Raw genomic sequence first — 13821 nt, forward strand, 5'->3', positions numbered from 1 at the left:
TCATTGAAAACACGTTTCTTTCGGCATTTACGCTGAACGACGGCTTACGCCCCGAGGTTATCCATGACTCAGGCTTTTCTCCCCTTCTCCCGTCCCAGTATCGGCGATGAAGAAATTGCCGCCGTAGAGCAAGTATTGCGCTCGGGCTGGATCACTACCGGGCCAAAAAATCAGGAACTGGAAGAGCAATTCGCCAACTACGTTGGATGTCGTCATGCCGTGGCACTGTCCTCGGCCACTGGCGGAATGCACATCACGTTACTGGCATTGGGAATCGGTCCGGGCGACGAAGTCATCACGCCGTCGCAGACCTGGGTGTCCACAGCCAACATGATCTGCCTGTTGGGCGCGACACCGGTGTTCGTCGACGTTGATCGCGACACGCTGATGAGTGACCTGGCCAGCATCGAAGCCGCGATCACGCCGCGCACCCGAGCCATTATTCCGGTGCATTACGCCGGTGCCGCCTTCGATCTCGATCCGCTTTATGCATTGGCCGACAAACACGGCATCCCGGTCATCGAAGATGCCGCTCACGCCGCAGGCACCTTCTACAAAGGTCGTCATGTCGGCGCGAAAGGCACGGCGATTTTCTCGTTCCACGCGATCAAGAACATGACCTGCGCCGAGGGCGCCATGTTCGTCAGTGACGATGAAGCCCTGGCCAGTCGTGTGCGCATGCTCAAGTTTCATGGCTTGGGCGTCGACGCTTACGACCGCATGACTCACGGCCGTAAACCTCAGGCGCAAGTGATGGAGCCGGGCTTCAAATACAACCTGGCGGACATCAATGCCGCCATCGCCCTGGTGCAGCTGGAGCGCCTGGATCAGATCAATGCCAAGCGTACCGAACTGGCCCGCGTCTACCTCCAGCGCCTCGAAGGATCAAAGGTGCAGCCGTTGGCGATTCCGGCGTACCCGCAGCAGCACGCCTGGCACCTGTTCATCCTGCGGATCGACACCGAGCGCTGCGGGCTGGACCGTGAAGCGTTCATGAAGGCCCTGCAAGCGCAGAACATCGGCACCGGCATTCACTTCATTGCCACTCACCTGCACACCTACTACCGCCAGCGGTTTCCCAACATTTACCTGCCCAACACCGAATGGAACTCGGCACGGCTGTGCTCGATTCCGTTGTTCCCCGACATGACCCTCGATGACGTCGATCGTGTGGTCGGTGCCATCGAAAACGTTATGGACTCAAGCCTGTGAAACCTTACCCGATCCGTTGCGTGTCGATCGTCATCCCGGTCTACAACGAGCAAGACAGCCTGCCCGAGTTGCTCCGGCGCACCGAAGCGGCGTGTCAGCAATTGCACCATGACTACGAGATTGTGTTGGTGGATGACGGCAGCCGCGATGACTCGGCGCAGATCCTCGAAGCCGCCGCCCATCGCGAGTGCAGCCCGGTGGTGGCGGTCATTCTCAACCGCAACTACGGCCAGCACGCGGCAATCATGGCCGGTTTCGAGCAGTGTAAAGGCGATGTGGTCATCACCCTCGACGCCGACCTGCAAAACCCTCCCGAGGAGATTCCGCGGTTAGTGGCTCAGGCCGAGCTGGGTTATGACGTGGTCGCCACCGTGCGCAGCAATCGTCAGGACTCGGCGCTGCGCCGCTGGCCCTCGAAGCTGATCAATCTGGCGGTGCAACGCTCCACCGGCGTCGCCATGAGCGACTACGGCTGCATGCTCCGCGCTTACCGGCGAACCATCGTCGACGCCATGCTCGCCTGCCGCGAACGCAGCACCTTCATCCCGATCCTCGCCAACAGTTTCGCCCGACACACCACAGAAATTCTCGTGCCCCACGCCGAGCGCGAACACGGGGAATCGAAGTACAGCCCCATGCGCCTGGTCAACCTGATGTTCGACCTGATCACCTGCATGACCACCACACCCCTGCGTTTGCTGAGCATCGTCGGCTTCGGCATGGCGGCCCTCGGCGTGCTGTTTGCCATTACGCTGATCGTGCTGCGCCTGGCCTTCGGTGCCCATTGGGCCGGCGACGGGACATTCGTGCTGTTCGCCGTGTTGTTCATCTTCACCGGTGGCCAATTCATCGGCATGGGCCTGTTGGGCGAGTACCTGGGACGCATGTACGGCGACGTTCGCGCCCGCCCCCGGTTCTTTATCGAAAAGGTCCTGCGTAGCCAACCTGCTGCCCCGGCTCCCGTTGTCACCGTTGACGGTCTCACCTCCATTTCTTCAGATCAGGTTCACTCATGAGTGCAAAAGCTGTTGTCTTCGCCTATCACGATATTGGCTGTGCCGGCATCGAATCCCTGCTCAACTCGGGCTTTGATATTGCCGCGGTGTTTACTCATCCTGATGATCCCAAGGAAAACGCGTTCTACGGCTCCGTTGCGCAACTGTGCGCACGCAAGGGCATCCCGGTGCACGCCCCGGAAGATGCCAACCACCCGTTGTGGATCGAGCGCATCAGCAAGCTCAACCCGGATTACCTGTTCTCGTTCTACTACCGCAACCTGTTGAGCGAGCCGCTGTTGGCCACAGCCAGCAAAGGCGCCTTCAACCTGCACGGTTCGTTGCTGCCACGCTACCGAGGGCGCGCGCCGGCCAACTGGGTGCTGGTCAACGGCGAAAGCGAAACCGGCGTGACCCTGCACCGCATGGTCAAACGGGCCGATGCCGGCGCAATCCTCGCCCAGAAAACGGTTGCGATTGAGCGCAGCGACACGGCGCTGAGCCTGCACGGTAAATTGCGCGTGGCCGCCACCGACCTGCTGCGCGACACGCTACCGGCGTTGCTTCAGGGCAAAGTCAGCGAAACCCCGCAGGACGAATCCCAAGCCACAGTGTTTGGCCGTCGAACCCCGGCCGACGGCAAACTGCTCTGGAACAAATCGGCGGAAGAACTGTTCAATCTGGTTCGCGCCGTCACCCAGCCTTACCCGGGCGCGTTCTGCGCCGTGGGCGAGCACAAGCTGATTGTCTGGAGCGCAGAAGTCGCCAAAGGCAACGACGGTCAAGCGCCTGGTCGAGTCATCAGCGTCGACCCACTGCGAATTGCCTGCGGCGAAGATTCCCTGGTGATCGCTGCCGGCCAGCGCAACGACAACGGCCTGTACCTCAGTGGTCCGCAACTGGCCAGCGAACTGGGTCTGGTGGACGGTTCCGTGCTGCGTGGCGCCGAGTCCGGTCGCGCCCCGCGTCGCACGCGCGTGCTGATCCTCGGCGTCAATGGCTTCATCGGCAATCACCTGTCCGAGCGCCTGCTGCGCGACGACAAGTACGAAGTGTATGGCCTGGACATCGGCTCGGACGCCATCGAGCGCCTGCGCAGCCACCCGAACTTCCACTTCGTCGAAGGCGACATCAGCATCCACTCCGAGTGGATCGAATACCACATCAAGAAGTGCGACGTGATCCTGCCACTGGTGGCGATCGCCACGCCGATCGAGTACACCCGCAATCCGCTGCGGGTGTTCGAGCTGGACTTTGAAGAGAACCTGAAACTGGTTCGCTACTGCGTCAAATACAACAAACGGGTGATCTTCCCGTCGACTTCCGAAGTGTATGGCATGTGCCAGGACCAGAACTTCGACGAAGACACCTCCAACCTCATCGTCGGGCCGATCAACAAGCAACGCTGGATCTACTCGATCTCCAAGCAACTGCTCGACCGGGTGATCTGGGCTTACGGCCAGAAAGGCCTGAACTTCACGCTGTTCCGTCCCTTCAACTGGATGGGCCCTCGCCTCGACCGCCTGGACTCGGCGCGAATCGGCAGTTCCCGAGCGATCACCCAGTTGATCCTCAACCTGGTGGAAGGTACACCGATTCGCCTGTTCGATGGCGGTGAGCAAAAACGCTGTTTCACCGACATTGCCGACGGCGTGGAAGCCCTGGCGCGGATCATCGACAACGACAACGATGCCTGCAACGGCCAAATCATCAACATCGGCAACCCGGACAACGAAGCCAGCATCCGTCAGTTGGGTGAAGAGCTGTTGCGTCAGTTCGAAGCGCACCCGTTACGCGACAACTTTCCGCCGTTCGCCGGGTTCCGCGATGTCGAAAGCAAAGCGTTCTACGGCACCGGTTATCAGGACGTGTCCCATCGCAAACCGAGCATCGCCAATGCCAAGCGCCTGCTGGACTGGACGCCGACCGTGCAGATGAGTGAAACCATCGGCAATACGCTGGATTTCTTCTTGCGCGAGGCCATGCTCGAAATCGCGGAGCACTCTACAGAAGAATCATGCTGATGCAGGCAGGTCTGCGGATTGATGTCGATACGTATCGAGGCACCCGTGAGGGGGTGCCGCGGTTGCTGGAAATCCTCGATGAAGCGCAGGTCAAGGCGACGTTTTTCTTCAGTGTCGGGCCGGACAACATGGGGCGTCATCTGTGGCGCCTGATCCGCCCGCAATTTCTCTGGAAAATGCTCCGTTCCAACGCGGCAGGCCTGTACGGCTGGGACATCTTGCTGGCCGGCACCGCGTGGCCCGGCAAACCGATCGGCCGTGATCTTGGGCATTTGATGCGTCAAACCGTGGCAGCCGGGCATGAAGTCGGCCTGCACGCCTGGGATCATCACGGCTGGCAGGCCAATGCCGGGCGTTGGAGCGACGCGCAGTTGGTGGAGCAGATTCGTCAAGGCGTGGATGAGCTCAGCGACATCCTTGGGCAACACATCTGGTGTTCGGCCTCCGCCGGTTGGCGGGCGGACGAACGCGTAATCGAGGCCAAGCAAGCATTCAGCTTTCGCTACAACAGCGATTGCCGGGGCCAGAGCCTGTTCCGACCGCGATTGGCCGATGGTGATTTGGGTGCGCCGCAGATTCCGGTGGACCTGCCGACGTTCGATGAGGTGGTCGGCCCCAACGTGGCGGCCGAGGACTTCAACGCCTTCATTCTTGATCGCTTCAGCCCCGAAAAACTCAACGTCTACACGATCCATGCCGAAGTAGAAGGGATTCTGATGGCCAACGATTTTCGTCAACTGCTGGCCGATGCGCGCCAGCGAAACATCCGTTTTCAACCCTTGGGCGATCTGCTGCCCGAGGCGCCCGACACCTTGCCGGCTGGCCGGGTGCTGCGCGGCACCCTCGAAGGACGCGAAGGCTGGTTGGGAGTGCAAGGCGTATGAGCAAGCGCTGGGTATTACCGTTGTTGCTGGCCATCTTCGCTCTGGCGTATCTGTTGCCGCTGGGCAGCCATGGCTTATGGATTCCCGACGAAACCCGCTACGCCCAGATCAGCCAGGACATGCTCCTGAGCGGCAACTGGGTGTCGCCGCATTTCATGAGTTTGCGTTATTTCGAAAAACCTGCGGCCGGCTACTGGATGATTGCCGCCAGCCAGGCACTGTTTGGCCAGAACCTGTTCGGCGTGCGGTTTGCCTCCGCCCTGAGTACCGGGCTGAGTGTGTTGTTGTGTTACCTCATCGCTCGCCGGATGTGGAACGATCCACGCAAGAGTTATGCCTGCGCGCTGCTGTACATGAGTCTCATCGTCATCGCTGGCGCCGCGGGCTACGCCAATCTCGATCCGCAATTCACCTTCTGGGTGAACCTGAGTCTGGTCGCTTTGTGGTTTGCGCTGGACAGCGTCGGCCGTAGCCAACGGGTCATCGGCTGGGCGGTGCTCGGACTGGCCTGCGGCATGGGGTTCATGACCAAGGGTTTCCTCGCCTGGCTGCTGCCAGTCCTGATCGCCCTGCCCTGGATGATCTGGCAAAAACGCTGGCGTGAACTGCAGATCTACGGACCGCTGGCGATTGTCGTGGCCATCGCCGTCAGCCTGCCCTGGGTCTTGGCGGTGCATGCGCAGGAGCCGGATTACTGGCGATTCTTCTTCTGGCACGAACACATCCGTCGTTTTGCCGGGGACGATGCGCAACACGACGCGCCGTGGTGGTTTTATCTGCCGCTGCTGGTGGCGTTCAGTCTGCCGTGGGTGGCGTTGTTGCCAGCGGCGTTGCGCCAGGCGTGGCAAACACGTCGCCAGGCGAATATCGCTTTCCTGCTGCTGTGGCTGTTGATGCCGCTGCTGTTTTTCAGCCTCAGCAACGGCAAATTGCCGAGCTACATCCTGCCGTGCCTGCTGCCGTTGGCTTTGCTGCTGGGCCATGCGCTGGTGGACCGTTTAAAGCTGGAGCACGGCCGGGCGCTGGGCATCAATGGCCTGCTGAACCTGGTGCTGGGCCTGACAACCCTCCTGGCCCTGGTCTATCTGCAACTGAAAAAACCGCTCTACAACCATGAACTGCACAACCTGGTGCTGGTGTTCATCGGTCTGATCGGCTGGATCATGGCCAACCTGCTGCAAGCCTTCAGACCTTTGCAATGCTGGGCGGCGCCGGCCTTCGGCAGTCTGCTGTTGATCGGCCTGTTGCCGGCCGGGCTGCCCGAGTCGGTGGTCGCCAACAAGATGCCCGACCAATTCATCCTCGAGCATGCCCAGGAACTCGGCCAGACCGACCAGTTGCTGAGCAACGACCTCGGCGCCGCCGGCGCGTTGGCCTGGCGTCTGAAACGCCCGGACGTGGCGTTGTACAACACGATAGGCGAATTGAAATATGGCCTCGCCTATCCTGACGGCGCACAGCAGCAAGTCCACCCGAACCAGGTTCAAGCGTGGATGCGCAACGCCCGCCAGAGCGGTTCGGTCGGCGTGGTCATGCGCGTGAAGGGTGACGACGAATTGCGCGAAATCGAACGGCTGCCCAAGGATGGCAAGCGCTATGAACAAGGCAACATTGTGATTCTGATTTTTCCTCAGGAGGCGTCATGAGCCTGTTACTGCTCTTGGCCGCCTGCCTGCTGACCTGCCTGGGCCAGATCGCCCAGAAGTACGCCGTGGAAAGCTGGCGTGACAAGGCGTCGGGCTGGACCGAGAAACTGCGCTCGCCGTGGTTATGGCTGGCGCTCGCCGCGTTGGGATCGGGCTTGCTGGTGTGGCTGCTGGTGTTGCAGCGCCTCGAAGTCGGCATCGCCTACCCGATGCTGAGCCTCAATTTCGTGCTGATCACCCTGGTCGCCCGCTTCGTTTTCCACGAAACCATCGACCGTCGCCACTGGTTGGGTGTGGTGCTGGTGATCGGTGGCGTGGTGCTGTTGGGGCAACACACATGAACCTGCGTCGCGGAATCATCTTCGCGCTGGGCAGCGTGCTGCTGGTCAGTGCCGCACAACTGGGCATGCGCTGGAGCATGAGCCGCCTGCCGCCACCTGAACACTGGTTTACCGCCAGCGTCGATCTAACTGCCGTCGCCGTGGTACTGGCGGCGATCCTGGCCTACGCCCTGTCGATGCTTTGCTGGCTCGCCGCCTTGCGGGATTTGCCGCTGGGCCGGGCCTATTCGCTGCTGAGTATCAGCTACGCGCTGGTGTACCTGCTGGCCGCCAGCCTGCCGCTGTTCAACGAAGCGTTCAGCCTTTCAAAAAGTCTCGGGGTGGCCCTGGTCATCCTCGGCGTCATCACCATCAACTCTCGCCCTGCTCTCGCGTCCGAACTCAGGAGTGCCCCATGAAAATCAGTGTATTTGGTAGCGGTTACGTTGGCCTGGTGCAAGCGGCCGTCCTGGCTGAAGTCGGTCACGACGTGGTCTGCATGGACATTGACGAGAAGAAAGTTGAACTGCTGCAACAAGGCCACGTGAGTATTTTCGAACCTGGGCTGGCCAGCCTGGTGCGCGAAAGCCTGGAAGCCAACCGGCTACAATTCACCACTGACGAGAAGTTTGCGGTGCAGCATGGCCAGGTGTTGTTTATCGCCGTCGGTACGCCATCGCGGGATGATGGTTCGGCGGATCTGCGTTATGTGTTGTCGGTGGGCGAAGCCGTGGCGCGTCACCGTGAACAACCGGTGATTCTGGTGGAGAAATCCACGGTGCCGGTGGGCACGGGTGACACCTTGCGCGCGCATATCGACAAGTGCCTGATCAAGGTCGGCCGCTTGCTGAAATTCGATATCGTCTCCAACCCGGAGTTTTTGAAAGAAGGCTCTGCCGTGGCCGATTGCCGGCGCCCGGACCGGATCGTCATCGGCTGCGAACGCGATGAGGTGCGTGACGTGATGCGCGACCTCTACGCGCCCTTCAACCGCAACCATGACCGGATCATGTTCATGGACCTGCGCAGCGCCGAGCTGACCAAATACGCCGCCAACTGCATGCTGGCGACCAAGATCAGCTTCATCAACCAGATCGCCGAACTGGCCGAACACCTTGGCGCCGACATCGAATCGGTGCGCCTGGGCATCGGCGCCGATTCGCGCATTGGTTACCACTTCATCTACCCCGGCTGCGGTTATGGCGGCTCGTGCTTTCCCAAGGACATGCGCGCGCTGATCCACAGCGCCGAAGAGGCGCATTGCTCCAGCGATTTGCTGCAAGCGGTGGAAGCGATCAACCAGCGTCAGAAGCACAAGCTGTTCGAGCGCATCAACGCGTTCTACAAAGGCGATTTGCGCGGCAGGACTTTCGCCGTGTGGGGCCTGGCGTTCAAACCGAACACCGACGACATGCGCGATGCTCCGAGCCGGGTGCTGCTGGAATCGCTGTGGGCCGCCGGTGCCAATGTCCGCGCGTTCGACCCGGAAGCCATGCAGGAAACCCAGCAGCTGTATCCCGATGAATCGAGGTTGATGCTGATGGGCACACCGGAGTCGGTATTGTCCGGTGCTGACGCCTTGATCATCTGCACCGAATGGCAGCAGTTCAAGGCCCCGGATTTCAGCCTGATCCAGCAGCGGCTCAACGCACCGGTGATCTTCGACGGACGTAACCTGTACGACGCCGATCGTCTGGCCCGCGCTGGCTTCATGTACTTCCCGATGGGTCGTGGTGAATCGCGCAACTTGCCGATTCCGCATCAGCAGTGGCCCGCTGCGTCGGTCGTCGCTTGAGTGCGATGTCACCCGTAATCCGCCGCCAGTCCTTGGGGCCAGGACTGGCGGCGCTGTTGTTGTTCAGCGCCGGTGTGTATCAGCAGGCGGTGATCGGCTTCGATTCGCGCTTTGTGCTGTTCGCTCAGGAAATGCTGCGCCATGGGCCAACATTTTTTCCGACCACCTATGGCCAGCCGTATGCGGATTATTCTGCGCTGACGACGCTGTTCATCTGGCTGCTGTCGCTGCCGTTCGGGCAGGTCAACAGTTTGACTGCCTGGTTGCCGACCGCCATTGCCGCAGCGGTGATCGTCACATTGATGTACCGATTGCTGGCGCCCTACTCCCAGCGCTGGGCCTTGCTGAGCATCGCCCTGATGCTGCTGACCAATACCTTTGTCACCGAAACCCGTGCCGTGTCCCAGGATTTGATGCTCGCGGCGGTGGCATTTGCGGTGTTCTACCTGGGCTATGCCGCCGACTATTTCGCAGCAAAGCGCCGGTGGTGGCTGATCTTTGCCTTGTTGCTACTGGGTTTCGGGATTCGCGGGCCGATCGGGTTGGTGATTCCCACGGGCATGCTATGCAGCTATTTCTTGCTCAATCGACAATGGCAGCATTTTTTTGGTTTTGGCCTGATGGCGTCGGTACTGCTGGCCGTGTGCGTTGGCGTGCTGCTGTGGCTGGCGCAAACCATCGGCGGCCCGGAGTTCATGCACGACGTGGTGCGCATGCAGGTCCTGGGGCGCCTGGACGGCAGCGAAGGCGTCAGCGGTTCGCTGTACTACTTCACCCGTTCGCTGGGCAACTATGCGCTCGCGTATCCGTTGGCGTTGCTGGTACTGGCCGCCGTCTGGCTGACAACTCCGCGGCAGGCCGGTCCCGCGTTGCGCCTGTTGCAGTACTGCACGGCGGCCGCCTTGATCGTGATGGTCGGACTCTCGATCCCACAGGCAAAAAAGGCCCGTTACCTGCTACCGATGTTGCCCATGGCGGCGATCATTGCGGCGTATCCGTTTCAGGTGGCGCAAGGTCGGGTATTCGAGTGGTTGCGGGGTTTGATGCAAGGGGTGTGGTTGTTGATCCCGGCTCTATTGGTTGTTGGATTGATGGTCGCTCACCGACGTTTTTCCGAGCAAATGCCGGCGCTGACTGCAATTTTGATCATTCTTGGCGTGCTGCAAGTCATTGCGCTAGCGGTGCTTTTCAGACCCCGATGGCGGGCGCTGACGTTGGCCTGTTGCGCGGTGTTGGCGTTGTGGTCGGTGTACATTCTGGTATTCGAACCGGTCGAGCGCCGACTCTACGATACCCGGACCTTCAGCCGCGCGGCATTCGCACTTGTCCAGAAAGACCCGGCGCCTCTGGTGCTGCACGCCATGGGTAAAGACGCCAAGGCGATCAAATTCATGGTCAATATCGATCAGGACTTTCAGCCGGTATTCACCGAATCGACCCAAGAATTGGAAAGCCTTCAGGGGCCGAATTGGCTGATGATGGATGAAAGCGACTACCGCGCCCTGCAGGGCACGCCGTTGGGTGCGTTGTCGCCCGTATTGAGCGGGCGCTTCGACAAAAACGATTTCGTCCTGCTGCACCTCAATCCCTTGTAGCAGCAGCCTCGCAAGCTCGACAGCTGCTACAGTCGCCCGCATGAATTTCACTATTCGCCGTGCCCAACTTGCCGACGCTGTTACCCTCCCCGCCATCGAGCGTTCGGCGGCTGAACTGTTTCGCTGCGACCCTTCGCTGGCCTGGCTTGCCGATGCGCAGGTGACCGATGCCGAACAACATCAACGGGCAATCGAGACGGAGCAGGTTTGGGTTGCGCAATCGGCCGATGGCGTACTTATGGGATTTCTCAGCGCTGTTGAAGTCGACAACGAATTGCATATTCAGGAACTGTCCGTCAAACAACACTTCCAGGGCCGGGGCGCGGGTCGCAAGTTACTGTTAACCGCGGTTGAGCATGCCCGGGATCGAGCACTCTATGGTCTGACGCTGACCACGTTCCGCGACTTGCCGTGGAATGAACCGTTTTATCAGCGCCTGGGCTTTGAAACATTGAGCCCTGCACAATTGGGTCCGCGATTAGCCACTGTATTAAACGACGAAGTCGCCCACGGCTTACCCGGTGTACGGCGTTGTGCGATGCGTTTGCACCTTAGAGCGGCGCCTTCAAATCAACCCCCAACGCCTGGGCAAACGCCTTGACCAGCGGACTGCGCACGGTGTTGTGGCGAAGGATGAGATTGAACGGCGTGACGATGTTGATCAGGTCCGGGCGCACCGCGCGAAATTGTCCCTGCGCCACCAGTGGCCTGGCGTAATGCTGGGGAAGAAAACCCACGAAACGCCCGGTCTTGATCAACAATGCCACCGCTTCGACCTGGGTGGCCGAGGCGGAAAAGCTGTCGTAGTGGGCAAAATTCAGTTTGTCGCGATGGATCGCGTAGCGGTGGTTGATGCACTCGTAATCCTTGAGCACATTGCTGCCAATTTCCGCCTCCGGTACCGAGAACAGCGGATGACCAACCGCGCAGTAAACCTCCGAGCGTTCTTCATAGAGTGCGTAGTAATCAAACTCTTCGCGCTTCTGATAAACCGGGACAATCCCTGCCACTAATCGCCCCTCTACGACGCCTCTTTCCACTTCATCCAGTTGCGACGCCTGAAGTTGAAACCTTACTTTGGGCGACTCTTCATTGATCCTTCTAAGCGCAGCAACTAACGGCGAATTAACATCGGAAATCGTATTATCAATAACCCCCACACCAAGGTCACCGATCAGTTCGTTTTGCGCTGAACTAAGCCGATCACGAAAGTTATCGACCGAGGCAAATAAATCAATGGACGCCTGATACACCAGGCGGCCCTCTTCGGTCAGGTGAAAACCCTCGCGACCTCGGGTGCACAGGCGCATGCCGATGCGAATTTCCAGATCGGAGATCTGTTTGCTGATGGCTGCCAGCCCTACATTCAGCTCGTTCTGGGCGGCACTGAAGCCGCCGGCCTCGACCACGGCCTTGAACACTTTGAGCAGTTTGAAATCCAGACCGCTGAGGGTCAGCGGTGCCCGATGGCTCGTTTTCAGCGGTGGGTTTCCGGAATTGGAAAGTGGGGTTTCCATAATGCCTATTTACCTCTGGCGCCCTATTCAACAACCTGTGTCCAACAACAAAAACAGTGCTGGTAAATAATAATGACCACAGAAAACCAGGCTTGGCAACCGCTAATAAATACCGCCCATCAGTGCCAACTCACTGATTTCGAACTATTAAAAGCTGACACTTCGATCAGCTCTCGCAACGATGCAACTGCGCTTTTCCCCTGCCCTTGAATAATGTTTAGGCCAAACCACGCCCAATTGATTTGTGGCGAGTGTTTCAGGCCCGGCACGCCGATTTCAGTTCGCTTTACCGACGAGGAAAACAACAATGTCTCAAACCACCGACCGTCTCTGGGGTGCTCGCTTCAAAAGCGGCCCGTCCGAAGCCCTGGCGGCCTTGTCCCGCTGCCCCGAGCGCTACTTTCGCCTCACCCCTTATGACCTCGCCGGTTCCAAGGCGCATGCCCGTGAATTGCAGCGCGCCGGGCTGTTGAGCGAACAAGAAACCCAAACCATGCTCGACGCTCTCGAGCGCATCGGTGATGACTTCCGCGCCGGCAGCATCGCACCGACCCTGGACGACGAAGACGTCCACACCTTCATCGAGCGCCTGCTGACCGAACGCCTCGGCGCGCTGGGCGGCAAGCTTCGTGCTGGTCGTTCGCGCAACGACCAGACCGCCAACGACCTGCGCCTGTTCCTGCGTGATCACGTCCGCACCCTGGCCGTTGAAGTGCTTGCCTTGCAACAGGCGCTGGTGGATCAGGCCGAACAACACATCGAAAGCATCTGCCCGGGTTTCACTCACCTGCAGCAGGCCCAGCCAATCGTCTTCGCTCACCACTTATTGGCCCATGCGCAATCGATGTTGCGTGACGTACAACGCCTGGTGGACTGGGACAATCGAACTTCGCTGTCGCCACTCGGTGCAGCGGCCATGGCCGGTTCTGCCATCGCTCGCCTGCCGCAGCAGTCAGCCAAGGAAATGGGTTACAGCGGCGTGTGTGAAAACTCCATCGATGCCGTGGCCAGCCGCGATCACGTTGCCGAGTTCCTGTTCATTGCCAGCATGCTCGGGATCAACATTTCCCGCCTCGCTGAAGAGTTCTGCCTGTGGTCGTCGCGGCAATTTCGCTGGGTCGCCCTGGACGATGCCTACGCCACCGGCAGCTCGATCATGCCGCAGAAGAAAAACCCGGACATTGCTGAACTGGCACGCGGCAAGGCGGGTCGCCTGATTGGCAACCTGACCGGCCTGCTCTCCACCCTCAAATCCCTGCCGCTGTCGTACAACCGCGACTTGAGCGAAGACAAAAACGGCGTGCTCGACAGTGTCGACACCCTGTTGCTGGTGCTGCCCGCCATGGCCGGGATGGTCGCGACCATGAAGGTCAACGTCGAAGAGTTGCGTCGTCAGGCGCCACTGGGTTTCACCCTCGCCACCGAAGTCGCCGACTGGTTGGCCATGCGCGGTGTGCCGTTCAAGGAAGCTCACGAAATCACCGGCGCGCTGGTCCAGGCCTGCGAGAAACACGACATCGAATTGTGGGAAGCGTCCCCGGCATTGTTGGCCGAGATCGATCCGCGCCTGACTGCTGAAGTGCGCGAGAGCCTGACCCTCGAAGCCGCCATCGCCGCCCGCAGTGGCTGGGGCGGCACCGCGCCGCAACAGGTGCGCGAGCAGATCGGTCGCTTGAAAACCGCCCTCGCCGCGCAGCACGAATGGACCGAGAACTACCAGGGCTTCCGCCTCTGAAGCAGAACACAAAACCTGTGGGAGCGGCGGTGCGACGATTCGACTTGCTCGCGATAGCGGTGGGTCAGTCAACATTGATATTGAATGTAACGCCGCCA

The 13821-nt window shown here is 60.0% G+C and carries 12 protein-coding genes; 11 read left to right on the forward strand and 1 reads right to left on the reverse strand.

The features are described from left to right. Positions 1–63: 63 nt before the first annotated feature. From arnB to ACMXYJ_RS18940, 10 genes are read left to right on the forward strand one after another with little or no spacing between them, the layout of a single operon-like run. Entirely contained in the window at positions 64–1212 is a 1149-nt protein-coding gene (gene arnB, locus ACMXYJ_RS18895) for a UDP-4-amino-4-deoxy-L-arabinose aminotransferase (RefSeq protein ID WP_415756399.1), read from the forward strand. Then, positions 1209–2228, forward strand: coding sequence for an undecaprenyl-phosphate 4-deoxy-4-formamido-L-arabinose transferase (gene arnC, locus ACMXYJ_RS18900; RefSeq protein WP_415756400.1), 1020 nt, complete (start codon positions 1209–1211; stop codon positions 2226–2228). The genes arnB and arnC overlap by 4 nt, the downstream gene beginning before the upstream one ends. Beyond that, positions 2225–4231: a bifunctional UDP-4-amino-4-deoxy-L-arabinose formyltransferase/UDP-glucuronic acid oxidase ArnA gene (gene arnA, locus ACMXYJ_RS18905; RefSeq protein ID WP_415756401.1), complete on the forward strand. Its 2007-nt coding sequence runs from the start codon at positions 2225–2227 to the stop codon at positions 4229–4231. The genes arnC and arnA overlap by 4 nt, the downstream gene beginning before the upstream one ends. After that, positions 4231–5115 (forward strand): 4-deoxy-4-formamido-L-arabinose-phosphoundecaprenol deformylase, encoded by an 885-nt coding sequence (gene arnD, locus ACMXYJ_RS18910; protein ID WP_415760761.1) that lies wholly within the window; start codon positions 4231–4233, stop codon positions 5113–5115. Before arnA ends, arnD begins: the two co-directional genes overlap by 1 nt. Next, positions 5112–6761 (forward strand): lipid IV(A) 4-amino-4-deoxy-L-arabinosyltransferase, encoded by a 1650-nt coding sequence (gene arnT / locus ACMXYJ_RS18915; protein WP_415756402.1) that lies wholly within the window; start codon positions 5112–5114, stop codon positions 6759–6761. Before arnD ends, arnT begins: the two co-directional genes overlap by 4 nt. Then, positions 6758–7102, forward strand: coding sequence for a 4-amino-4-deoxy-L-arabinose-phosphoundecaprenol flippase subunit ArnE (gene arnE, locus ACMXYJ_RS18920; protein ID WP_415756403.1), 345 nt, complete (start codon positions 6758–6760; stop codon positions 7100–7102). Before arnT ends, arnE begins: the two co-directional genes overlap by 4 nt. Continuing rightward, positions 7099–7500: a 4-amino-4-deoxy-L-arabinose-phosphoundecaprenol flippase subunit ArnF gene (gene arnF, locus ACMXYJ_RS18925; RefSeq protein ID WP_415756404.1), complete on the forward strand. Its 402-nt coding sequence runs from the start codon at positions 7099–7101 to the stop codon at positions 7498–7500. Before arnE ends, arnF begins: the two co-directional genes overlap by 4 nt. Beyond that, the gene (locus ACMXYJ_RS18930) at positions 7497–8876 is read left to right on the forward strand and encodes a UDP-glucose dehydrogenase family protein (protein WP_415756405.1); all 1380 of its coding nucleotides are present in this window, start codon (positions 7497–7499) and stop codon (positions 8874–8876) included. Before arnF ends, ACMXYJ_RS18930 begins: the two co-directional genes overlap by 4 nt. A gap of 5 nt (positions 8877–8881) precedes the next feature. Further along, positions 8882–10471, forward strand: coding sequence for an ArnT family glycosyltransferase (locus ACMXYJ_RS18935; RefSeq protein WP_415756406.1), 1590 nt, complete (start codon positions 8882–8884; stop codon positions 10469–10471). Between the two features lie 40 nt (positions 10472–10511). After that, positions 10512–11072 (forward strand): GNAT family N-acetyltransferase, encoded by a 561-nt coding sequence (locus ACMXYJ_RS18940; RefSeq protein ID WP_415756407.1) that lies wholly within the window; start codon positions 10512–10514, stop codon positions 11070–11072. On the opposite strand, the gene ACMXYJ_RS18945 is transcribed toward ACMXYJ_RS18940, so the two are convergent. Then, a complete protein-coding gene (locus ACMXYJ_RS18945) occupies positions 11023–11988 on the reverse strand; it encodes a LysR family transcriptional regulator (protein ID WP_415756408.1) in 966 nt (321 codons plus the stop codon). The genes ACMXYJ_RS18940 and ACMXYJ_RS18945 overlap by 50 nt on opposite strands. Positions 11989–12295: 307 nt before the next feature. Here ACMXYJ_RS18945 and argH point away from each other — a divergent pair, with 307 nt between their 5' ends. After that, complete coding sequence (gene argH / locus ACMXYJ_RS18950) at positions 12296–13723, forward strand: argininosuccinate lyase (protein WP_415756409.1); 1428 nt, start codon at positions 12296–12298, stop codon at positions 13721–13723. The last annotated feature ends 98 nt before the right edge of the window (positions 13724–13821 follow it).

It is taken from the genome of Pseudomonas arabinosi (genome assembly GCF_047758675.1).
Lineage (GTDB): Bacteria > Pseudomonadota > Gammaproteobacteria > Pseudomonadales > Pseudomonadaceae > Aquipseudomonas > Aquipseudomonas arabinosi.

Bases quoted from the DNA above. Each gene is read 5' to 3' on its own strand.
- arnB (WP_415756399.1), top strand. From the start codon at position 64: ATGACTCAGGCTTTTCTCCCCTTCTCCCGTCCCAGTATCGGCGATGAA.
- arnA (WP_415756401.1), top strand. From the start codon at position 2,225: ATGAGTGCAAAAGCTGTTGTCTTCGCCTATCACGATATTGGCTGTGCC.
- arnD (WP_415760761.1), top strand. From the start codon at position 4,231: ATGCAGGCAGGTCTGCGGATTGATGTCGATACGTATCGAGGCACCCGT.
- arnT (WP_415756402.1), top strand. From the start codon at position 5,112: ATGAGCAAGCGCTGGGTATTACCGTTGTTGCTGGCCATCTTCGCTCTG.
- arnE (WP_415756403.1), top strand. From the start codon at position 6,758: ATGAGCCTGTTACTGCTCTTGGCCGCCTGCCTGCTGACCTGCCTGGGC.
- arnF (WP_415756404.1), top strand. From the start codon at position 7,099: ATGAACCTGCGTCGCGGAATCATCTTCGCGCTGGGCAGCGTGCTGCTG.
- ACMXYJ_RS18930 (WP_415756405.1), top strand. From the start codon at position 7,497: ATGAAAATCAGTGTATTTGGTAGCGGTTACGTTGGCCTGGTGCAAGCG.
- ACMXYJ_RS18935 (WP_415756406.1), top strand. From the start codon at position 8,882: ATGTCACCCGTAATCCGCCGCCAGTCCTTGGGGCCAGGACTGGCGGCG.
- ACMXYJ_RS18940 (WP_415756407.1), top strand. From the start codon at position 10,512: ATGAATTTCACTATTCGCCGTGCCCAACTTGCCGACGCTGTTACCCTC.
- ACMXYJ_RS18945 (WP_415756408.1), bottom strand. From the start codon at position 11,988: ATGGAAACCCCACTTTCCAATTCCGGAAACCCACCGCTGAAAACGAGC.
- argH (WP_415756409.1), top strand. From the start codon at position 12,296: ATGTCTCAAACCACCGACCGTCTCTGGGGTGCTCGCTTCAAAAGCGGC.